The following is a 22,822-nucleotide window of genomic DNA, read 5'->3' on the forward strand; positions in this document are numbered from 1 at the left end:
CGTTCGTCGAAAAATAAATACCATTTTGGTTGTGACTGCGTTATTTGGAAAGCAACAAGTCATTACTATGAAATTTCCATCTTCTTTATCGGCCTGCTATTTCCAATTTTGTTTAAGCTTGCTCTTTCTGCTTACTTCATGCAGTGAGGACGCATTAGAGCAAGATGACATCCAAGAGATAGAAACCGAGCAAGAAATACCAACTGACAATGTTGCCCGGCTAGAAGCAAAGAATCTTTATTTAGATTATTATCTGGCTACTCAGACTTCCGGATCAGACATCTCATGGACTGGCGACGAGCCTTCCTGTGTCCCCGGAATCGCTCCGGAACTCACCAAAGCTAAAATATTACAACGACTGGATTACTACAGAAAGGTGGTAGGTTTAAATAATATAATTTCGGAGAACATGTCGAAAAGTGATAAAGCCCAGATGGCCGCTTTAATTATGAATGCCAATGATCAGCTAGACCACGACCCACCTTCATCATGGAAATGTTACACTACTGAAGGTAAAGAAGGTGCTGGTAATTCTCTTTTGACCATGACAAAAAATGCGGAAGCTATTGATTCATATATTAGAGACCAGGGAGCGGATAATGGCCCTGTGGGCCATAGGAGGTGGTTATTATGGCCTCGGTTACAAGAAATAGGTATAGGCAACACAAATAGGTCTAATGCCATATGGGTGTTGGGAAATTCTGGTACTCCGCCGTCCGACGCCCCCGAATTTATCTCCTGGCCACCTAAGGGTTATATTCCGGATAGGCTTGTTTTCCCAAGATGGTCATTCTCAATTGCCGGGGCAAATTTTTCTTCCACCACGGTTTCAATGCTGGACTCAAATAACAATAATATAAATCTTCAAATTGAGGCATTAAGCAACTCCTATGGAGACCCTACCGTTGTCTGGATACCTGAAAACATCAATACCAATGTAACTGCGGACTCATCGTATATAATTACCCTTAAAGATGTGGAGATTAACGGGGTGTTAATGGACTATTCCTACCAGGTTACCTTGTTTGACCCTAATAATTGAACTGACCAAGATCATTTCATAAGAATATTAGCTTTTATACTTTTAACCAGAGTTACGCTACAAAGCGTAAAATTTATCAACATCTAAATCTGGAATTATGAAAAAATTTATTCTTAGTTTATTAGTAATTGGCCTAACTAGCCTGGCATATTCACAAGTCACTAAAGTAGAGGAATTATCTGAAGTAGTCGTTACTGCTGTGAATTACAAGTATTTAAATCAAACTGATAACAAAGTGGCTGCAGTACCTGTTCAAATGCTACAACGTAAAGTTGCCGCATATGATGTAACAACAAAAGACTATTATCAGGATGATTATGATTACTATACCGTAGAGTTTTACATTCCCGATGGAAAGATCGTTGCCGCATATGATGCTGATGGCAAGATTATGAGAACTATTGAAAAATTCAACGATATTAAATTACCGGCCGCTGTATCTAAAGCATTGCTAGAGCGTTTTCCTAACTGGGAAATAACAAGCGATGTTTATCGGGTTACTTATTCAGATAAAAAGGGTGCCAAAAAGCATTATAAACTTAAATTGCAAAATGGGGATAAAACAATGAAAGTTAAGATGAATGAAGACGGAGAATTCCTATAATTCTTATCCGTTACAACAGTTAAAGTTGACCCCATAAATAGCAACTTTGAAAAGGCCAGGTGTTCATTGCACCGGGCCTTTTTTAAATTATGATGCTATCTATAAAAATTCATCTCATCCAAATAAGTCCAGACCGCATCTGGTAGCATTGCCCTAATATTTTTTCCCAACTTATGTTGTTTGCGAATAAATGTGGAAGAGATTTCCATTATGGGCGCATTTACCCACCTTACTTTTGGATGCCCCGTAAATTTGTGATCTGAAGAATCATCAGAAATTCGGGGATAAACATAAATATCATGATTTTCCAATATTGCATCAAAATTTTTCCACTTATGGAATCCCTTTAAATTATCCTCCCCCATTATCAGGCAAAATTGGTTGTCACTACCAAACTTCTCTCCCAAATGAACTAAGGTATTTATAGTATAATTTGGTTGAGGCAAATCAAATTCAATTCTGCTTGCCTTAAGTCTGGGATAGTCTTTTACAGCTTCAAACACCATTTGGTAGCGATGGTTATTATCCAGTAAGCTCTTTTTTACTTTAAATGGACTTTGTGGTGTAATCACAAACCATACTTCATCAAGATCAGAAAACTCAACTAAATAATTGGCAATTATCAAATGTCCAACATGTATTGGGTTGAATGTCCCAAAATAAAGACCAATTTTTTTCATAAAGAATGGCTATATTCTATTCGTTTTTTTATATACCAGGAGAATTTGTTTTATACAACTTACAAGGCTTATTCTCAACGGAGTTACTTCCGCTCTATCCCAATAAAATTTGCAACTAACTTATGTGCCTCGTTAAGTGCAACATCCAAATCGTAGTTTTTTATTACTTTGTCAAACTGTGGAGCTGTAGCCAATTCCACAGAAGCTTTTGCAATACGCATATTAATTTTATCGTCGCTCTCTGTACTACGATTTTTAAGTCTTATTTTTAGTTCGTCCACACTTGGTGGTTTTACAAATACCGCCAGCGTCTTATTGGGAAATTTTTTTTTAATCCGCAAACCACCTGCAACATCAATGTCAAATATTACATTCTTACCTTCCGCCCATAAACGCTCCACTTCACTTTTTAATGTCCCATAAAAATTATCTCTATATACTTCTTCCCATTCCAGGAAATCATCATTTTTTATATGACTTTTAAATTCATTTACTGATATAAAATAGTAGTTTACTCCGTGTTTTTCTTTTCCTCTTTTTGGCCTGGAAGTGGCGGAAACGGAAAATGCCAGATTTAACTCCTCCTGTTCTAATAAATGTTTTACTATTGTTGTTTTGCCGCTTCCCGAGGGAGCTGAGAAAATAATAAGTTTGCCTCCTTGTTTCACAGTACGTTGAGCATTTGTTCCTTTATTTTTTCGAGCTCATCTTTCATTTGAACCACTAATTGCTGCATTGGTGCATAATTAGCCTTAGATCCTATTGTATTTATTTCTCTTCCTATTTCCTGACTTATAAATCCCAATTTTTTGCCATTGGAGTCTTCTGATTGTAGCGTGCTTTTAAAATACTCCAGGTGATTCGCCAATCTAACTTTTTCTTCCGTAATATCGAATTTCTCCAAATAGTATATAAGTTCTTGTTCAAAGCGGTTCGCATCAACCTCTGTCTTAAGGTCGGCTACTGCCTTTTCTAATCGTTCACGAATTCCAGAAATACGTTCCGGATCCATCTGAACTACCTGTTCCAAGAGCGTACTAAGGTTTTGTAAACGAGCCAGAAAGTCTCTTTCCAAAACATTACCCTCCTCTGACCGGAAGGAATTTATTTCAGTTAAAGCAGCTGTTAACGCCTGCCGAATGGTCTTATATTCTTCAGGATCCAGGTCATCACGCTCCGTCTTTAATGTATCGGGTAAGCGCAATGCCATTTCAAGTAAATGCACATCATCTCCGTCAGCGATAGTCCGTAGCTGCTTCATGTATTGCCGCACTGCTCCTTCGTTAACCTTGGAGGTTGTTTCGTCGCCGGTAATTTCTACATAAAGGTTAAAGTCTATCTTGCCCCTAACTAACGAATTGGCAATGGTTTTGCGCATTTCCAATTCTTTTTCGCGGTAGGTTGACGGCATTCTGGCATTAAGGTCTAAGGATTTACTGTTCAGCGACTTTAACTCTACCGTTATTTTCTTTGAAGGAAGCTGTATAACATGCTTCCCAAATCCTGTCATGGATTGGATCATTAACTATAATTAAGTTTCGACAAATGTACAAAAAAGTAAGGGTTGGGAAATCAGAATTTCCAAGATAGCAACCTCACTTTAAGATGATTTAAGGAGTGCTGTTTTTTTATAATGGCTTTATTTTTATATTTTTAAAATACGCTCTATTATCATGGTCTTGCAAGGAAATTCTGCCTGGCCCTGAATTTATGAAGTTTTCATAGCTGGCAAATTTACTTCTTGCCACTAATTCAGCATACTCATTGGAATTAAGATCATAGCTTAATACTTGTGTCCCATTAAACCAGTGCTCTACTTTACCATTCTTCTTTATAATTCGCACTTTATTCCAAGTGCCCTGAATCTTAGCCATAATTCTATTGGAAGGTATCAAATCATAAAGATCTCCGGCCCTATGTTTATCAATGAGTCCATCTTTGTGGCCTTGATTGTCAAGGATTTGCATCTCAGGACTAGTATAATAAGCTTCCTCTTCATTTTCATTTTGCACTGTGTAAAATATACCGCTGTTCCCTCCTTCAGTTAATTTCCATTCAAGCGTAAATTCGAAATTTTCAAATACTTCATCTGTTATAATTTCTCCCCCTCCATCTCCATATTTATCGGTTGGTCCTCTTTCAAATTTTCGATCATTAATGAAATATTCATATCGTCTTCTTCCCTGAAAAACCAGTAATCCATTTTCAACCTGCCATTTACTTCCGATACTTCCTGGTTTGCCATACGTATGCCATCCATTTGTAGTTTTACCATCAAACAGTAACTTCCAACCATCTTTCTTTTCTTCCTCACTTAACGAATTTCTTAATTCATTGGCGTTGGATTCCTCATCAAACCCTTCCATAGGTTTTACTTTAGACACTTCTATTCCGGAATAAACGCTATCCGGGATCACTTCAAAAGTTTTCCCATCCTTTGACCATTCCAGAACCAGATGAGGATCCTGATTTCCTGGGAAATATTCATAATCAAAAACCGCCGGTCCTTCCGGCAAATATCTTTCGCCCTCTTTAAAAGCATTGGAATGCGATTTTGAATGAACTATTAGGTCTATATTATTTAATTGTAACTTCACTTTGCCATTACTTGTTAATCGGAAATAGTAAGTGTTGCTATCCGAAATGTTAAGAACGCCAAGGCCATGCATAAAAAAATTCCTCTTTTCAGACCAAAATTGGTTTTCATTGATAAGATTTACATTAGGAATTAAGCTACTTTCCATTATAACTTTATCAGTGACCTCCGGTTCAAATATGGTGTCATTCACATCGAAAAAAACAACGTCATATAGACCTTTCTTATTTATTTCAGATGTCATGTCCGCATTTTTGTCTGTTATATTTTTTGCAGAATTGTCTTTGCAGCTAAACACTATTGGTATCAGAAGTAATGTAAAAAATAGATGTTTCATAAGTATTAATTGTTAACAGGAATTGCTCTAAAACTTAGTTAAGCTATAGGACTATATTAAGAGCATTCTGCTAAAGTTCTTTTATTTTAATATTTCTATATCCTATGCTGATTTTTTCACCATGATCCTGGAGGGCAATTTTCCCGGTTTTGTGCTTTCCAAAAGCTTCCCAATCCGCAAATTTTGAATTGGCTACCATTGTTGCCCATCCTTCCCCAATAACAGGAAATTCTACGACCATTCTACCATTAAGGACTATAATGCCTTCATTGGTTTTATGATTAATTGTAATCTCAAAGGTATTCCATTCCCCAATAGGTTTTACCACATCCTCAGAAGGTGCAATCATATCGTATAACGCTCCCGCCTGGTGCGTTCTGCCATTTTTTGCATCGGGGTGATTAATATTGTCTAACACTTGTATTTCAGGTCCTGTATAAAAGGGTTCAATGTATTTAGGATCTTCAACAACCCCCCACATAATGCCACTGTTTGCCCCCTCTGTAACCATCCATTCCAGAGATAAAACAAAATCTGTGTACTCTTTGTCTGTCACCAGATTAAACCTGTTGCCATCAACTCTGACGTCATCTGGTCGAAACCGCATAGCTCCATCTTCTATTTGCCATGCAGCAGGAACTTCACTGCCGGGATACACATGCCAGCCATCAAAAGAGGTGCCATCGAACAGTACGGTCCATTCATCCTGATCCATATTCTGACCATCTTCACTTGCCAATTCTTCCGCAGTTGTTTCGTTGTCTAATTTTTCTTCTTTTCCTTTACAACTAACAATAATCACCATAATTGCGACTAAAAGAATCATAAATTCCTTCATGTTCGTATTCTTTTAAATTCCTAAGATTTTCTTGAGCATTTCTTTGTCAATGGCACCTCCGGCAAAATCATCAAAAGTTTTCTGAGTTGCCTCTATGATATGATCCTGAATAAAGATCGCTCCTTCGCGCGCTCCCTGTTCGGGACTTTTTATGCAACACTCCCACTCCATTACTGCCCATACATCACATCCGTATTGTGTTAATTTGGAGAAAATAGATTTAAAATCGATCTGCCCATCGCCTAAAGACCGGTAACGACCGGCTCGTTCTCCCCAGTCATTATAGCCCCCAAAAGCTCCTTTTTTGCCAGTTGGATTAAACTCCGAATCCTTAACATGAAAAGATTTAATAAATTCATGATAATGGTCTATATAAGTAATATAATCTAATTGCTGCAAAACAAAATGGCTTGGGTCATAAAGTATATTTACCCGCTTATGATTTCCTGTAGCCTCCAGGAACCGCTCAAAAGTATCCCCGTCGTGGAGGTCTTCTCCAGGGTGAATTTCATAACATACATCAACCCCTTCCTCGTCATAATGATTCAATATTGGCAACCATCTTTTTGCCAGTTCTTCAAAGCCCATTTCAACCAATCCGGGTGGCCGTTGAGGCCATGGATGCCATGTGTGCCATAATAACGCTCCGGAAAATGTGGCATGTACACTTAATCCTAATCTTCTGCTTGCTGTAGCCGCCTTTTTAACAACATCTATTGCCCATTCCGTACGCGCTTTAGGATTGTTCCTTACAGCATCAGGAGCAAAATTATCGAACATAAGGTCATATGCCGGGTTTACAGCCACCAACTGCCCTTGTAAGTGAGTAGATAGTTCAGTAATCTCTAATCCGTACGAATTAATGGTCCCCTTTAATTCATCGCAATAGGTCTGACTTTCAGCAGCCTTGTCCAAATCAATTAAAAAGTTTTCCCAGGTGGGTATTTGAATCCCTTTATACCCTAAGTCAGATGCCCATTTGCACATACCATCGAGCGAATTAAACGGGGCTTTACTATCTACAAATTGGGCTAAAAAAACTGCGGGTCCTTTAATTGTTTTCATGGTAGGGTTCTGATTGGTTAATCAAATTTGCATTTTATTAAGTTTCAAAAATTAAATCCTATATTTAATGGGTAAAAATTATACTTTTATTTCTTCACTTGGGAAGTGTTAAATATAGCAATTACATCAGTATTAAAATAAAAATATAGCATGAATCAGAAGGAGAAATATGACGCCATAGTTGTAGGCACCGGTATAAGTGGAGGATGGGCTGCCAAGGAATTATGTGAAAACGGTCTAAAAACTCTGGTCCTCGAAAGAGGGCGTATGGTAAAACATATTGAAGATTATCCCACAATGAATATGGACATATGGGATCTTCCTAACAGAAATAAACTTTCCAGGGAGGACAAGAAAAAATATCACAAGCAAAAAAGGGTAAATTGGGCGCCTAACCCAGATACAAAACATTTCTTCGTGAATGATTTGGAGCACCCTTACGTAGAGACAAAACGTTTCGACTGGATTCGTGGTTACCATGTAGGAGGACGATCATTAACATGGGGGCGTCAGAGTTACCGCTGGAGTGATCTTGACTTCGAAGCCAATCTAAATGAAAACATTGGGGTAGACTGGCCAGTACGCTATAAGGATATCGCTCCCTGGTATGATAAAGTAGAAGAATATATAGGTGTTAGTGGAGAAAAATTGGGTTTAAGTCAACTCCCGGATGGTAAATTTCTTCCACCAATGGATCTTATGTGCCCGGAGAAAGATCTAAAAAATGCATTATCTGAGGAGTTCGATGATAACCGGTTGCTCACCATTGGGCGTGTGGCAAATATTACGGATAAGGAAGGTAATATAGAAGGTAGAACTGCCTGTCAGTTTAGAAATAGATGTTGGCGTGGATGTCCTTTCGGAGGATATTTCAGTAGTAATTCTTCTACACTACCCGCTGCGGAGCGAACAGGAAACATGACATTACGTCCAAATTCTATCGTTTATGAAGTTATCTATGATGATAATACCAAAAGAGCAACAGGGGTGCGGGTTATTGATAAAGAGACCCATGAAAAATATGAATTTGAGGCAAAGGTGATATTCTTATGTGCTTCTGCAATGGCCTCGGTGGGAATCCTTCTGCAATCCAAATCAGAACGTTTTCCAAATGGCATTGGTAATGAGCATGACCAATTGGGCAGAAATATTATGGATCATCATTATAAATTAGGTGCTTCTGCCAGGGTAGAAGGACATCTGGACAAATATTATAAAGGGAGGCGCCCGAACGGGTTTTATATTCCACGATTTGTAAATACAGATGCGAAGACTTCAAAGAAAGACTACCTGAGAGGCTTCGGTTATCAGGGTAGTGCAAGTAGAAAGGATTGGACCGCTTCAGTAGCAGAACTAAATTATGGAAAAGCCTTAAAAGAAGCAGTATTAAAACCAGGTAACTGGCAAATTGGTGCTACAGGATTTGGCGAAATGTTACCCTATCATGACAATAGAGTTATGCTTAGTGCAACAGAAAAAGACCAATGGGGATTACCTCAGTTAGACTTTGATGTTGAATTTAAAGAAAATGAATATAAAATGCGAGAAGATATTATCAGACAAATTACAGAAATGTTTGCTGCCGCAGGTTTCAAAGACATTAAACCCTTTGACGAAATTACGGGTCCAGGTCTTGGCATTCATGAAATGGGTGGAGCACGGATGGGTTGGAATCCGAGGACTTCTGTGGTGAACCAATACAATCAGGTTCATGACGTGCCTAATATATATGTAACAGATGGCGCGTTTATGACATCTGCCAGTTGTGTTAATCCGTCGCTAACTTATATGGCTTTTACGGCCAGGGCATCACATCATGCGGCAAAAGAGATTAATACAGGAAAATTTTCCTAAACCAAAAGTGTATATTGTATGAAAAATGCATCAGCTAGAAATTTATGGGGAGACTATTTAGATAATCACCTTGAATACGCATTTTCACATGAACCCAAAGTAACCCAAATTGGTGAAAATGAAAAAGAAGTAAAGGAAACTCTTAATTTAATTTTGTCAGGGAAAAAAAGAGCTACTTCTCATTCCTTATTAGGGCTTCAAAATAGAAAGGAATCGCTTCCCAAGATTGGAGATTTCACTGTACTAACAGATTGGAAAGGAGATGCCAAATGTATTTTAAGAACGGTAGCTGTTAGGCTTAAACCATTCTTTAGTATTAGGGAATCTTATTCTAAAATTGAAGGGGAAGGCGATTCTTCTTTAGCATACTGGAAAAATAAACACTGGGATCAATATACCAGAGAACTAGAAGTATATGGACGAGTCCCAAGGGAAAGCATGATCGTTGTCTGTGAATATTTTGAAAAGGTTTTTGAACGTTAAATTACTAACTAAAAAAGACCCCGAATTCCGGAGTCTTTTTTAGATATTGTCATTTTCTTTATTCCATATTCACCCAAACATTGCCCTTTTTATTAGATTCCACGGTAGCTTCAATAAAGTTAAGCCCCCGAACACCATCTAACATAGTAGGGAATTCTCCATCATTGTAATCTTCTCCACGAATAGCCCGGGCTACTCCTAAATAAATATTAGCCATAGAATCGAAAATCCCTTCGGGATGTCCTGGCGGTAATTTAGTTCCATCAAGTGATAGCTTAGAATTATATCCATGCCCCGGTTTATATATTTGTGTTGGTTCTGTATCACTCAACTTAAAGAGAAAATTAGGTCTTTCCTGTTCCCATATAAAAGCAGCTTTCTCACCATAAATTCTAATTGCCAATCCATTTTCTTCACCAGTGGCCACCTGACTTCCCCTAATGACACCTTTAATATGTTCTCCCATGTGCAATAATACGGTACCGTCTACATCCATTTGGTTGTCTTCATAGAGGTAATTGAAATCAGACAACAAGGAGTTTACTCTTAGACCTGTAGTATACTCAATAAGATTAAAAGCATGTACCCCTATGTCTCCCATACATGAACTTATTCCTGCCTTTTTTGGATCCAGCCTCCAGACAGATGAGCGTTTTTCTTTGTCGTGGATTATTGTATTTATCCATCCCTGATAGTATCTGGCGTCTACTTTATGAATCTTGCCTAAAGCACCTTCCTTAATCATCTCACGCATTTGACGCACCATTGGGTAGCCCGTATATGTATGTGTAACAGCAAAAATCGTCCCTGATTTTTTATGAATCTCCTGTAAAATTTTTGCTTCTTCCAAAGTAGTCGTCATTGGTTTTTCACAGATCACATTAAACCCATTTTCCAACAGTTTCTTAGCCATTGGGAAATGCAGGAAATTTGGCGTAAGAATTGAACATACCTGCATTCTTTCTTCTTCAGGTAGCTTTAATTCCTCCACAATAAGGGTGTCAAAATCGTTATAGATCCTATTTGTTGGAACATCAATTTCTTTTGCAAATTCCATGTTCAATTCAAAATCGGGATTAAAAACTCCACCCACTATTTGATAATTATCATTTATATGCGAAGCTACTCTGTGCAATACCCCAATAAGAGAATCTCCTCCTCCACCTATTACTCCTAATCTAATTTTTTTTGCCATTTTATTTTATTTATTTTTCCAATATCCATATTTACTATAAAATCTTTACAAAACATTCCATTTTCTCCTGATTCATAATCTCTTGCATGAACCAAAAGAGTCGTGTCAATTTATATAAAATATCTAAGATTTATATGCAATTCTCTCGTTTTTAAACAATAACGCAAACAATACAGAAACCCCTAGTGCAAATGCCGCAGGAAACATCCAGATCATTTTCCAATTATGTGAGACATCTTCCAGAGTATAATAATCCGTTATTCTTCCCGCTATCCAGAATCCGATTAACATACCAACTCCATATGTTGCAAGGGTAATCAATCCCTGGGCTGCACTTTTATATTTTGTTCCGGCTTTGCTATCAGTATATATCTGCCCGGATACAAAAAAGAAATCATAACAAATCCCATGTAAGGCTATCCCAAGAAGGAGAAGAAATGAAAATTCGCCGGTACTTCCATACGCAAAACAGATATAGCGTACCGTCCAAGCCAACATGGCTACAATCAATGTATTTTTAAAGCCAAACCTCTTAAAAAAGAATGGTAAAAGGAGCATAAACAGAATCTCCGATATTTGACCTATTGTCATTTTACCAGCCGGGTTCGAGACCCCAATTTCTCCCAGGAATTGACCTGCATGCTGATAGTAAAATGCCAAAGGAATACATATAAATACAGAAGCCAGAAAAAACACTAAAAAATTTCTGTTCTTCAAAAGTTTTAAGGCTTCCAATCCAACAATATCTGCTATTCTAATTTTTCTTTTTCCTATTATTGAAGGAGGTGTTTTTGGCAGGGTAAAACTAAAAATCCCTAATATGCCCGATGCTACAGCAGTCATTAAGAATGTATTTCTAAGATAGCCTTTGGTTAAACCTTCCAAAGAGTCCCAATGAAAGATATAACTAATGGTTAAACCAGCAACGATCCAGCCTGCGGTGCCAAAAACGCGAACAAAGGAGAACTGTTTTGCCGGATTATCCATCTGATTAAAGGAAACAGAATTAACCAGGGCTAAGGTGGGCATATACAATATCATGTAACCTAAAATATAAGGGTAAAACCCACTAAAACTTGTAGCATAAGCCAACTGCACCATTAAAATTGCCCCAAGAAGATGTAGTACTCCCAAAATCTTTTCTGCATTAAAATATCGATCTGCAATGAGTCCGATAATAAATGGAGCAATAATTGCCCCCCAGGATTGTGTAGAATAAGCCATGGCGATTTCAGGGTCGCTTGCCTCCAAGCTATTAGGTAAATAAATCCCCATAGTGACATACCAACTACCCCAAATAAAAAACTCCAAGAACATCATAACAGAAAGTTGAACCTGAATCTTTTTATTCATGAAGTTTTACGCTAGCGTTTATAAAAAATATAGTCTAATGAGAGAGGTTCCAGTTCATTATCCCTAAAATTCATTGCTATCTGGGACCTGTGATGTGTAGAATGGTTTATAATATGAAATAACATATCCTGTAAGGTACTTGTGAATAGCCTTCCTTCTTCATTATCAAAGTCTATCCTTATTTCAAAATCTGCAGCATTCGTGGTTATTTCAAAAGAACTTCGCTGATTTTCATAATGAATATCCCCCCAATTTTTAATAGGGTGATTCTGCCAAACTTTATAATCTGCTGGTTTTCCAAGAATTCTTGCGTTCCATATATTGTGCGCATTAAGGATATGACTGAATAACATCATGCTTTTCTCCGGAACCTTATCGAGTTTAATGCACTCCTCGATAAGCTTTTTATTGCAATAAAAATTGTAATCAAAAAGTTGATTAAAAAAAACTTTCATAGGATATAATGAGAGGTTAGGTAACTTCTTTAGATGCTTTAAGCAATAAATCTCTTGTGGCTATAATCCCCTCTTCTTCGGTTAATTCAGTACCCTCGTATTCAACACCAACATAACCCGTATAGCCGGCATCTTTAACAATTTGCAGCATACGAACATAATCAATTTCAGTCTCATTTCCATTTGCGTCAAAATCGTGTGATTTAGCGCTTACTGCTTTGGCATGCACCATTAGCTCCTTTACACCTTTATAACTATCGTAATTCTCTTCACAGCCGGCATCGTCATCATCAGGATCTTTTTTTCTTATACAGAAATTACCAAAATCAGGTAAGGTGCCACAATTTGACATGTTAACCTGGGCCATCACTTCAGAGAGCATAGCAGCATTTGATGAAAGTCCTCCATGATTTTCAACGAGTATATTTATATTTTTAGTGCTTGCATAAGTCGAAAGCTGGGTAAGCCCGTCAATAGAATTGGCTTTCCATTCAATTGGATCCGAACTCCCTTCAAGATTTACTCTAATTGAATGGCAACCCATAGAGGCCGCAGCATCAACCCATTTGTAATGATTTTCAGCAGCTTTTTTTCGTTCTTCAGGGTCAGAAGTTGCCAGGTCTCCTTGGTCATCGATCATTATCAAGATATTCTTTAAACCGTGCTTTTCTGCTTCTGCATTAGACTTATCCACAAAAGATTGCATGGCTTCCTCTGAAAAATTAGCAGGCTCCAACTCTTTGTCATAAAGCTGGCTTACATACTCCAGTCCTTCAAATCCCCAATTCTTTGCTTTTGCGGCAAAAGTATAAGGATCAACACCATCATCATTGATCATATTATGAATAGACCATTGTGCCAGAGATAATTTAATAAATGGGGCCGCAGACATAAGGGCTTCTTTTTCAACAGTATCTTCTTCTTTTACAGCTTTCTTTTCATCCTTGCAGGAATAAATTCCAAGCAGAGAAAAACCTATTCCTGCCTGGGTGCTATTTCTAATGAATATTCTTCTTTTCATAAGTCCTTTTATTTTCGTTAGTTAATAGTTTGTATACTAATATTTTTAATATGAAATTCAATGGTTTGAATCGTCATAATTGTTGCTAAACCCTTATTGCACAAGCTTTTATTATATTCTCAGTTTACATATTGTTTTAAAGCAGACTTCATAAGTTAATATGCCTTTAAATGTAGAAAATTAATTTTATATTTGATACTTTTAGTAAATAAACAATAGTACTACATGGGGAAATTTTATTACAATGAAGAACAGGACTCGTATGATGCAATTGTTGTAGGCACCGGTATTAGCGGTGGTTGGGCAGCAAAAGAATTGTGTGAGAAAGGACTAAAGACTCTGGTTCTGGAACGAGGACGAATGGTAAGGCATCGTGAGGATTATCCCACCGCAAATATGGATACCTGGGACTTTCCGAATAACGGTGAACTACCCCCGGAAGAAGCAGCCAAGCAGTTAAAACAAGCACGTACAGGCTATACTGTAAAAGCTGCACATAATTTTTGGTTCGTCAATGACTTAGAGCACCCGTATAATGAAACAAAACGATTCGACTGGATGCGTGGCTACCACGTGGGTGGCAGATCGTTGCTTTGGGGGCGCCATAGCTACCGCTTGAGCGATTTGGATTTTGAAGCCAATAAAAAAGATGGGGTAGCCGTAGACTGGCCGGTCCGATATAAAGATATAGCACCTTGGTATAGTAAAGTTGAAACTTATATAGGGGTGTCAGGGGAAAGTTTAGGACTTCCACAATTGCCAGACAGTGAGTTTGAGCCTATGATGGAACTGAACTGTATAGAACAACATGTCCGTGAAAAGGTGGCCGATAATTTTGGGGGCCGGGTGATCACTGCAGGTCGAGTGGCCCATATTAACAGTGCTAAACAATTTGACGGGGATGGCAGAACCCGATGTCAATTTAGAAACAGATGTATCCGTGGATGCCCATTCGGTGCTTATTTTAGCAGTAACTCTTCTACCTTGCCGGCAGCAGAAGCGACCGGGAATTTGACACTCAGACCCGATTCTATTGTCCATGAGGTTATGTACGATCCCGATACCAAAAAAGCAACCGGGGTAAAAGTAATAGACAGGGTTACCAAAGAAACTTTTGAATTTAAGGCAAAGGTGATCTTCCTATGTGCCTCCGCCATGGCATCTGCATCAATATTGATGCAATCAAAATCCGATCGGTTCCCCAATGGAATGGGGAATGATTCTGATCAATTGGGCCGCAATATTATGGACCATCATCTGGGAGCAGGGGCCTCAGGAAAATATGACGGTTATAAAGACAAATTTTACAAGGGAAGAAAACCTAATGGTATCTATGTGCCGCGCTTCCGGAATATTGGCGGGGATACTAATATGAAAGAATTTATACGCGGATATGGATATCAGGGAAGTGGCAGCAGGGGTAATTGGGAAGATGCCGTTTCCGAATTATCGCATGGAAAAGATCTTAAAGAGGCTATCTTAAAACCAGGTGGCTGGACCTTTGGGATGAGTGGTTTTGGCGAAGTATTGCCCTATGAAGATAACCGGATGACATTAGACTATGACAAATTAGATGGATGGGGATTACCAACGGTAACATTTGATGCTGAGTTTAAAGAAAATGAATGGAAGATGCGGGAAGACATGAAAGAACAGGCATTTGAAATGCTGACAAAATCCGGACTTAGAGATGTTGAAGCTTATGACAGGCCAGGGGCCCTTGGGTTAGGCATCCACGAAATGGGGACTGCACGGATGGGAAGAGATCCCAAAACCTCCGTACTTAATGGATACAATCAGCTACATGACGTCAAAAATGTATATGTGACAGATGGGGCATTTATGACCTCCGCAGCCTGCGTAAACCCCTCGTTGACCTATATGGCATTCACAGCTCGTGCAGCGGACCATGCTGCCGAACAACTTAAAAAAGGATTATTATAATGGATAGAAGAGTAGCATTAAAAAATATGGGACTTGCCCTGGGATATACAGTAGCCACCCCTACATTGTTAAGCCTTGTTCAAGGGTGTAATGATGTAAATACAGTTGACTGGAAACCTGATTTTTATACCAAAGAACAGGGCAACGTACTTTACAAGCTGGTAGATATCATTCTCCCCAAAACAGATACGCCTTCGGCTACTGAAATGAACGTACATGTATTCATAGATCGTTTTAACAATGAGGTTTTGGAAGATGTACAAAAGGCAATGATCAAAGTATACTTTGAAAAATTCATTGAGACGGCCTTACAGGATTCCGGCAAAAAGAAAGCAGATGATTTAACTTCTGAAGACCTGGAACCCGTCTTCGCAGCTGCCTTGCAAGTCAAAGAAGAAGATGAAATAAAGAATGCGGAACTGACTATTAAAAATACTTCAGCAATAGCTAAAGGAGAAAATACGGCCACGGCTGATGAAGTAGTCAGCTATTCCTTTTCAAAGAATCTACGCGATATGACAATTTGGGGTTATAAAACTTCGGAATACATTGGAGAGGAAGTGCTCGCATATCTACCGGTACCCGGAGAATATATTGGATGTGGTGATCTTAATGAACTAACAGGGGGCAAAGATTGGTCCTTATAACTTATTTAATTGAAAAGAAGAAGTTTTATAAATAAATCAGCTTGTGCCGCAAGTACCCTGTCCCTGACAGGGTTTTCTGCTTTAGGTTCTATTTCTAAAGCACCTTTAAAGCATGCCTTTCATTTGAAATATGCACCGCATCTTGGAATGTTTAAACATAGTGCCGGTGAAGACCCAATTGCGCAACTTAATTTCATGGCAGACCAAGGTTTTACTGCTTTTGAGGACAATGAAATGATGCAGCGTTCTGTTGCTTTACAGGAAGAAATTGCAAAGACCATGGTAGCCCGGGGCATTGAAATGGGTGTTTTTGTAGCACATAAAATTTATTGGACGGAACCAAATCTCGCATCGGGAGATACAAAGAAACGGGAAGAGTTTCTGGACTATATAAAGAAAGCCATTATTATAGCCAAGCGCGTAAATGCCAAATGGTTAACAGTTGTTCCGGGACATGTAGACCTGCACTTATCAATGGGATTCCAAACCGCTCATGTCATTGAATCTTTAAAACAAGCCAGTGCCTTATTGGAACCACATAATTTAACTATGGTTCTGGAGCCATTGAATTTCAGAAACCATCCCGGTTTATTTCTTACAGGTTCTCCTCAGGCTTATGAAATTTGTAAGGCGGTTAATTCTCCTTCATGCAAAATACTTTTTGATATTTATCATCAACAAATCCAGGAAGGTAACCTAATTCCGAATATTGAGGCCTGCTGGGATGAAATTGCCTATTTTCAAATTGGGGATAACCCAGGCAGAAATGAACCTACCACGGGAGAAATAAATTATAAAAATATTTTTAAGTTCATTCATGAAAAAGGTTATAATGGTGTTATGGGGATGGAACACGGGAATTCTTTACCGGGTAAAGAAGGCGAATTAGCTGTAATAAATGCCTATAAAACGGTGGATGCTTTTATTTAAACTTTCCTGCTTTTTTTAATATTTCCATAAGTTATACACCAGGGGTAAGTCTCTTTATTCAATTGAATTTGGAACTTGGTTGCCTTTTTGCTAATTAAATTGCTGATTTTAACATTTTTTATGTGTTTTATTTACAATTTGGTAATCTGAATATCATTTTAATGCGTATATAAGAATGTTAGAAGTTTTAATATTCCCCTGACAATGGACAACTATTTTATCCTTTTATTGATTTACACAGCATTGATTCTTATTTCGTACAATGTTGTGAGACCTATTTTTAAAAAATAGGACCAAAAGCCTTAATAAGGTATTATTAAATAGGCTTTGAAGGGCGACTTACCTCAAAAATTAAAACTCATATTTCAATTAAATCTGGTATTCTTTTAGTCTAATTCTGGACGTTAAGTAACGGATGTTTTACTTTCCCAGCAACAAAGTTGAACCTGAAAGCACTATCCATAAAAAAACACCTGCTGATAGGTCCTGGAAATGGGGTAGACCTACCCGAGGTGTCTTTTAATCAATAAAAACTATTTACACTATAACTGAAACGATATAGTATAGTCAGCCAATTGCATTTCAGTATAGGTTACGTTCATGAACCGCACATCAGACAATCGTCATCTGCAAGTCCTTCCTTGGAACGCGCGATCAATTCTTTCATTTCGGCTTGTGACAATGGTTCTACATCTGTTTCCTGTTGCTTAACAGGTGTGGTTTCAACCGATAATACCACAGCGGCTTCTGGCGTTGCAGCGGCAACTTCCGCCTCCGCAGCTACGCTAATTGGGATCTCTTTTTTCTTGGTATTATCCAGAGTAAACTTAATAGCATCTACCGCAGCCTTAGTGCGCAGGTAATACATTCCTGTTTTAAGACCACTCTTCCAGGCATAAAAATGCATGGAAGTAAGTTTTCCATAATTGGCATTCTCCATAAAGAGATTTAAAGATTGGCTTTGGTCTATGAAATAGCCTCGTTGCCTGGACATATCAATAATGTCTTTCATACTCAATTCCCAAACGGTTTTATAAAGCTCTTTAATATCCTCAGGAATATTATCAATATGTTGGATGGAACCATTGGCACGCATCAATTCCTGTTTGAGATTCTCATTCCATAATCCCAGTTTAACAAGGTCCTCCAACAGATGTTTATTCACCACAATAAATTCACCAGAAAGTACTCTGCGAGTATAAATATTAGATGTATAGGGTTCAAAACACTCATTATTACCCAAGATCTGTGAAGTAGAAGCTGTGGGCATTGGCGCAACTAAAAGAGAATTACGTACCCCGTGCTTTTCTATTTTCTTCCTCAATTTGCCCCAATCCCATCTGCCGGATAATTCATCGTCCTTGATGCCCCAAAGGTTGTGTTGAAATTGACCCTGGGAAATAGGCGATCCCTTATATGTTGAATACGCTCCCTCCTCTATTGCCTGCTCCATTGAAGCAGTAACGGCTGCATAATAAAGAGTTTCAAAAATATCCTGATTCAGTTGCTTGGCTTTATCACTTGTAAAAGGTAAGCGCAACATTATAAAAGCGTCTGCCAAACCTTGTACACCCAAACCTATGGGCCTGTGTCGCATATTTGAATTTCTTGCCTCTTCAACCGGGTAATAGTTTCGATCAATTACTCTATTGAGGTTTTTGGTTACTCGTTTAGTAACTTTAAAGAGTTCATTATGGTCAAATTCTCCATTTTTTATAAACATTGGCAATGCAATAGACGCGAGGTTACATACCGCTACTTCATCAGGCGAAGTGTATTCCAATATTTCTGTGCATAAATTTGAAGAACGGATTGTTCCAAGATTCTTCTGATTACTTTTCCTGTTTGCTGCATCTTTATACAACATATACGGGGTTCCGGTTTCTATCTGCGATTCCAGTATTTTCTCCCATAATTCACGTGCCCTGATAGTTTTTCTCCCCTTTCCTGCCGCCTCATAACCAGTGTATAATGTTTCAAAATCCTCACTGTGATTTGTGAATAAGCCGGGACATTCATTCGGACACATTAATGTCCATTCCGCATCGGCTTCCACTCTTTTCATAAAAAGATCGGGGATCCACATAGCATAGAAAAGGTCTCTTGCCCTCATTTCTTCTTTTCCGTGATTCTTTTTAAGGTCTAAAAAATCAAAAATATCCGCGTGCCAGGGTTCTACATATATCGCAAAACTCCCCTTACGCTTTCCACCCCCCTGGTCAACATAACGGGCTGTATCGTTAAACACTTGCAACATGGGTACAATTCCATTAGATGTACCATTTGTTCCGGCAATATAAGATCCTGTTGCCCGTATATTGTGTATTGACAACCCTATACCACCCGCAGATTGAGAAATTCTAGCGGTTTGCTTTAGCGTATCATAAATACCATCTATACTGTCGTCTTTCATTGCCAGTAAGAAACATGATGACATTTGTGGTTTAGGAGTACCTGAATTAAATAATGTTGGAGTTGCATGTGTAAAGAACTTCTTAGACATGAGCTCATAAGTCTCTATTGCCGATTCCAAATCATTAAGATGAATACCAACGGCCACACGCATTAGCATATGCTGTGGTCTTTCTGCTATTTTCCCGTTTAATTTTAAGAGGTAAGAGCGTTCCAGGGTTTTAAATCCAAAATAATCATACCCAAAATCCCTGTTATAAATTATAGTGGAATCTAACTCATCAGCATTTTCAGAGATAACCTTAAAGACCTCATCAGATAATAATGGGGCTTTTTTTCCGGTTCTAGGATTTACATATTCATATAAATCCTTCATTGTTTCATAAAAAGACTTTTTTGTGTTCTTATGTAAGTTAGAGACAGAAATTCGTGCAGCCAATTTGGCATAATCAGGGTGTGCTGTAGTTAAGGTGGCTGCAATTTCCGCTGCCAGATTATCCAGTTCGGATGTGGTTACACCATCATATAGACCTTCAATTACCCTCATGGCAACTTTTACAGGATCTACCAGGTCGTTAAGACCATAACAAAGCTTGCGTACTCTGGCCGTGATCTTATCGAACATCATCGGCTCTTTTCTTCCGTCTCTTTTTAATACATACATGTGGTTCTAGTTGTTTTAAGTGCTATACTGGTTATTGAATGCTGATATAAGCGAAAAAATCTAAACGATGATATAAAAACCCCCTATAGAAATAGGGTATAATACTTTGTTCTATACTTTAGAAATCAGAATCGAAACTGATTTTTTGCGCATCTACGTTTTTATCTTTGTTAAGGACACCTGCCTTTTGGTATTCGGAAACACGCTTCTCAAAGAAATTGGTTTTCCCCTGCAGAGAAATCATATCCATAAAATCAAACGGATTAGTAGAGTTGTAAACCTTATCACATTCTAATTCAACCAATAACCTATCGGTGACAAATTCCAAATACTGCGTCATGAGTTTTGCATTCATGCCAATAAGGCTAACAGGAAGTGATTCAGTAATAAACTCCCGTTCAATATTCAAAGCATCTACAAGTATTTCTGTGATTCGTTTTTTTGGAACTTTATTAACAAGGTGTTTATTGTGAAGATGTACAGCATAATCACAATGCATTCCCTCATCTCTCGATATTAGTTCATTAGAAAATGTAAGACCCGGCATTAACCCTCTCTTCTTTAACCAAAATATAGAACAAAAAGCCCCGGAAAAAAAGATGCCTTCAACGGCCGCGAAAGCAATTAATCTCTCTGCAAAGCTTGGAGAATCGATCCATTTTAAAGCCCAGTCTGCCTTTTTCTTGATAGCCGGAAAATTTTCAATTGCTCTGAACAATATTCCCTTTTCCTTTTCATCTTTAACATAGGTATCTATCAATAAGGAATAGGTTTCAGAATGGATATTTTCCATCATAATCTGAAATCCATAAAAGAATTTAGCTTCCGAATATTGCACTTCATTCACAAAATTCTCCGCAAGGTTTTCATTTACTATTCCGTCCGAAGCTGCAAAAAATGCCAGGATATGCTTCACGAAATACTTTTCATCATCACTAAGCTTATTGTTCCAATCTGTTAAGTCTTCATGAAGATCTATCTCCTCAGCAGTCCAAAAACAGGCCTCACATTTTTTGTACCATTCCCATAAATCATGGTGTTGTATGGGAAATATCACAAATCGATCGTCGTTTTCCTGTAAAATTGGCTCAAAGGCTGCAGTCATGTTTTTTATTTTTTTAAGAGTTAATGATAGGATGGATTTTCTAAGTGTTGGGGCAAACAAAGATTCAAAAATGTTATCAAATTGTAAAGGAGGTTTTATTAAATACTGCCCAAAGTTTTTAACACCGTATGTTGAAATCTAGCTTCGCCAGTGATGTTTGCTGCCTTTTTAGAAAAGTAAGTTTTTGTAAAAAAACATGTCATTATTGGCCAGGAAAAATTAAACCAAAAAGTATAATAAAACATACTTCTTGGTTTATTTAATATAAAATTAAATCATTAATGATTTAAAACCCTGATGGTAAGCTATTTCAAGTTAAGAATCGGTTTTTAATCATCCTAAAATGGCTTTACATAATTTTTACACGATTTAATTTCGCATATCATAAATCTCAAAATTGTTGATTTCAATTATACCTTCCATAGGGAATTGATTTTCATCCCGCTTACTAACTTCAGTGTCCCCATTTACCCCTGAGCCCTTAAAGGCCACTACAATTTTTTGGTCCGAAGCTTCTGTTAAGGTCATACTCCCTTTATATAGCATTTTTATATCTTCCATTGAAGCTTTTTTTCCGGGCAGCAATATTTCCAATTTCCCTTTGGTATTACTTTTACTTGCTTCTTCGGCAGAGAGCGATTCAATAATCCTGTTAATAGTAAAAGGAGTCCTGTCCAGAAGCCCGGGTGCATACATGTTCACTAATACCGATCTATTGTTATTATCCAGGATCTTAAACTGCAGCCCATCTTTTAAAAAGACAACAGAAGTACTGTTTTTGGTATTAAACTCGGTAATCAAAAGTTTAGTATCATCAATAACAGCTTCCACTTTACCATTTAATGCATTTGAATAGGTTTCAATTTTACCATCATAAGCTTTATCCGTATTAAATTTTGTCTCTCCCTTGCATGAAGCTAAGGCTGTAACAAACATAACAATGACTGTTGCCATCATGGCTAAAAATACAAGGTTACTCGCTTTTATTCTTTGAGGTGTCATTTTGTTGTATTTTTAATTAATAAGACTGATCGTAGAAAACCCATTTGGCATCGCCGGGAAATTCATTAACCACAGTAATTTTTTCTTCTTTATAATAGGAATGCTTATTGTGCTGCCCATCTCCCCAATCAATATTAATTCTGGGACCATTATACTCTCTTTTTACCAAGTTCCATCCCCGTTTGAACTGTGCATCGTATACCGTGGTTATATCAAAGTCCTTTCCTTCTCCATACCTGTTTTCTTTAACACACGAGCCTTTAGCCGAAATTTCTCCATTTGCATAGAACCATTCTAGTCGATAACCGGGAATATTATGATAATGATACTGCAGTGGATTCCATCCATCAATTAACTCAATCGCGGACGCAATATAAAGTCGCCCAATAAGCTGATCATTTGTCTCTATATGGATGTATCCTACCTTAACACCATTATTAATATTGCTGTAGTCAATCTTTCCCTTGTCGCCAAAATATCCACAACTAAGCCACCTGTTTCCTTTTATGGTGCCAGAGACCGCAACTTTAGTAGGTAGTTCTAATGTAAAACTACCATCGGCTTTTACAGTACCGATCTTTTTATTATACCCAGG

At 37.9% G+C, this 22,822-nt stretch carries 21 protein-coding genes; 7 read left to right on the top strand and 14 right to left on the bottom strand.

The annotated features are described in order from the left end of the window. Positions 1 to 67: 67 nt before the first annotated feature. Both Q0X66_RS09930 and Q0X66_RS09935 read left to right on the top strand, forming a co-directional pair. Positions 68 to 1,042 carry a CAP domain-containing protein gene (locus tag Q0X66_RS09930; protein ID WP_297705868.1) on the top strand — a complete coding sequence of 325 codons (975 nt, stop codon included), beginning with the start codon at positions 68 to 70 and terminating at the stop codon, positions 1,040 to 1,042. Between the two features lie 97 nt (positions 1,043 to 1,139). Next, positions 1,140 to 1,646: a nicotinate-nucleotide adenylyltransferase gene (locus Q0X66_RS09935; RefSeq protein ID WP_297705870.1), complete on the top strand. Its 507-nt coding sequence runs from the start codon at positions 1,140 to 1,142 to the stop codon at positions 1,644 to 1,646. Positions 1,647 to 1,741: 95 nt separating this feature from the next. Here Q0X66_RS09935 and nadD read toward each other — a convergent pair whose 3' ends face one another. From nadD to Q0X66_RS09965, 6 genes are all read right to left on the bottom strand, one after another. Next, positions 1,742 to 2,326, bottom strand: coding sequence for a nicotinate (nicotinamide) nucleotide adenylyltransferase (nadD, locus tag Q0X66_RS09940; protein WP_297705872.1), 585 nt, complete (start codon positions 2,324 to 2,326; stop codon positions 1,742 to 1,744). A gap of 83 nt (positions 2,327 to 2,409) precedes the next feature. Beyond that, a complete protein-coding gene (gene gmk, locus Q0X66_RS09945) occupies positions 2,410 to 2,994 on the bottom strand; it encodes a guanylate kinase (RefSeq protein ID WP_297705874.1) in 585 nt (194 codons plus the stop codon). Next, positions 2,991 to 3,848: a YicC/YloC family endoribonuclease gene (locus Q0X66_RS09950; protein ID WP_297705876.1), complete on the bottom strand. Its 858-nt coding sequence runs from the start codon at positions 3,846 to 3,848 to the stop codon at positions 2,991 to 2,993. The genes gmk and Q0X66_RS09950 overlap by 4 nt, the downstream gene beginning before the upstream one ends. A 106-nt stretch (positions 3,849 to 3,954) precedes the next feature. Beyond that, entirely contained in the window at positions 3,955 to 5,259 is a 1,305-nt protein-coding gene (locus Q0X66_RS09955; RefSeq protein WP_297705878.1) for a DUF1080 domain-containing protein, read from the bottom strand. A 70-nt stretch (positions 5,260 to 5,329) separates the two neighbouring features. Then, positions 5,330 to 6,097 (bottom strand): DUF1080 domain-containing protein, encoded by a 768-nt coding sequence (locus tag Q0X66_RS09960; protein WP_297705880.1) that lies wholly within the window; start codon positions 6,095 to 6,097, stop codon positions 5,330 to 5,332. A gap of 12 nt (positions 6,098 to 6,109) precedes the next feature. Beyond that, entirely contained in the window at positions 6,110 to 7,162 is a 1,053-nt protein-coding gene (locus tag Q0X66_RS09965; RefSeq protein ID WP_297705882.1) for a sugar phosphate isomerase/epimerase, read from the bottom strand. A 150-nt stretch (positions 7,163 to 7,312) separates the two neighbouring features. On the opposite strand from Q0X66_RS09965, the gene Q0X66_RS09970 reads away from it, so the two are divergent. Then, on the top strand, positions 7,313 to 9,016 hold the full coding sequence (locus Q0X66_RS09970) for a GMC family oxidoreductase (RefSeq protein ID WP_297705884.1): 1,704 nt from the start codon (positions 7,313 to 7,315) through the stop codon (positions 9,014 to 9,016). 18 nt (positions 9,017 to 9,034) lie between these two features. Then, positions 9,035 to 9,499: an ASCH domain-containing protein gene (locus Q0X66_RS09975; protein WP_297705886.1), complete on the top strand. Its 465-nt coding sequence runs from the start codon at positions 9,035 to 9,037 to the stop codon at positions 9,497 to 9,499. Positions 9,500 to 9,557: 58 nt separating this feature from the next. On the opposite strand, the gene Q0X66_RS09980 is transcribed toward Q0X66_RS09975, so the two are convergent. The 4 genes from Q0X66_RS09980 to Q0X66_RS09995 form a co-directional block, all read right to left on the bottom strand. Beyond that, the gene (locus Q0X66_RS09980; RefSeq protein ID WP_297705888.1) at positions 9,558 to 10,694 is read right to left on the bottom strand and encodes a Gfo/Idh/MocA family oxidoreductase; all 1,137 of its coding nucleotides are present in this window, start codon (positions 10,692 to 10,694) and stop codon (positions 9,558 to 9,560) included. Positions 10,695 to 10,817: 123 nt separating this feature from the next. Beyond that, entirely contained in the window at positions 10,818 to 12,047 is a 1,230-nt protein-coding gene (locus Q0X66_RS09985) for a nucleoside permease (RefSeq protein WP_297705890.1), read from the bottom strand. An 11-nt stretch (positions 12,048 to 12,058) separates the two neighbouring features. Next, positions 12,059 to 12,502: a DinB family protein gene (locus tag Q0X66_RS09990; RefSeq protein ID WP_297705892.1), complete on the bottom strand. Its 444-nt coding sequence runs from the start codon at positions 12,500 to 12,502 to the stop codon at positions 12,059 to 12,061. Between the two features lie 16 nt (positions 12,503 to 12,518). Further along, positions 12,519 to 13,523 (bottom strand): TIM barrel protein, encoded by a 1,005-nt coding sequence (locus Q0X66_RS09995; RefSeq protein WP_297705895.1) that lies wholly within the window; start codon positions 13,521 to 13,523, stop codon positions 12,519 to 12,521. Between the two features lie 225 nt (positions 13,524 to 13,748). On the opposite strand from Q0X66_RS09995, the gene Q0X66_RS10000 reads away from it, so the two are divergent. Genes Q0X66_RS10000 through Q0X66_RS10010 form a run of 3 tightly spaced genes read left to right on the top strand, consistent with a single transcriptional unit; the run spans position 13,749 to position 17,044 of the window. Continuing rightward, on the top strand, positions 13,749 to 15,467 hold the full coding sequence (locus tag Q0X66_RS10000; protein ID WP_297705897.1) for a GMC family oxidoreductase: 1,719 nt from the start codon (positions 13,749 to 13,751) through the stop codon (positions 15,465 to 15,467). Further along, entirely contained in the window at positions 15,467 to 16,114 is a 648-nt protein-coding gene (locus tag Q0X66_RS10005; protein WP_297705899.1) for a gluconate 2-dehydrogenase subunit 3 family protein, read from the top strand. Before Q0X66_RS10000 ends, Q0X66_RS10005 begins: the two co-directional genes overlap by 1 nt. A 57-nt stretch (positions 16,115 to 16,171) precedes the next feature. After that, on the top strand, positions 16,172 to 17,044 hold the full coding sequence (locus tag Q0X66_RS10010; RefSeq protein WP_297705916.1) for a TIM barrel protein: 873 nt from the start codon (positions 16,172 to 16,174) through the stop codon (positions 17,042 to 17,044). Between the two features lie 598 nt (positions 17,045 to 17,642). Here Q0X66_RS10010 and Q0X66_RS10015 read toward each other — a convergent pair. The 4 genes from Q0X66_RS10015 to Q0X66_RS10030 form a co-directional block, all read right to left on the bottom strand. Then, positions 17,643 to 20,120, bottom strand: a complete 2,478-nt coding sequence (locus Q0X66_RS10015) for a ribonucleoside-diphosphate reductase subunit alpha (protein ID WP_297705901.1) — start codon at positions 20,118 to 20,120, stop codon at positions 17,643 to 17,645. Positions 20,121 to 20,238: 118 nt separating this feature from the next. Further along, entirely contained in the window at positions 20,239 to 21,225 is a 987-nt protein-coding gene (locus tag Q0X66_RS10020; RefSeq protein WP_297705903.1) for a ribonucleotide-diphosphate reductase subunit beta, read from the bottom strand. A 369-nt stretch (positions 21,226 to 21,594) separates the two neighbouring features. Continuing rightward, a complete protein-coding gene (locus tag Q0X66_RS10025) occupies positions 21,595 to 22,227 on the bottom strand; it encodes a hypothetical protein (protein ID WP_297705905.1) in 633 nt (210 codons plus the stop codon). Between the two features lie 16 nt (positions 22,228 to 22,243). Further along, positions 22,244 to 22,822: hypothetical protein (locus Q0X66_RS10030; RefSeq protein WP_297705907.1), on the bottom strand; the 579-nt coding region annotated here is incomplete at its 5' end.

The organism is uncultured Eudoraea sp. (genome assembly GCF_947260015.1).
In the GTDB taxonomy this organism is placed as follows: domain Bacteria; phylum Bacteroidota; class Bacteroidia; order Flavobacteriales; family Flavobacteriaceae; genus Eudoraea.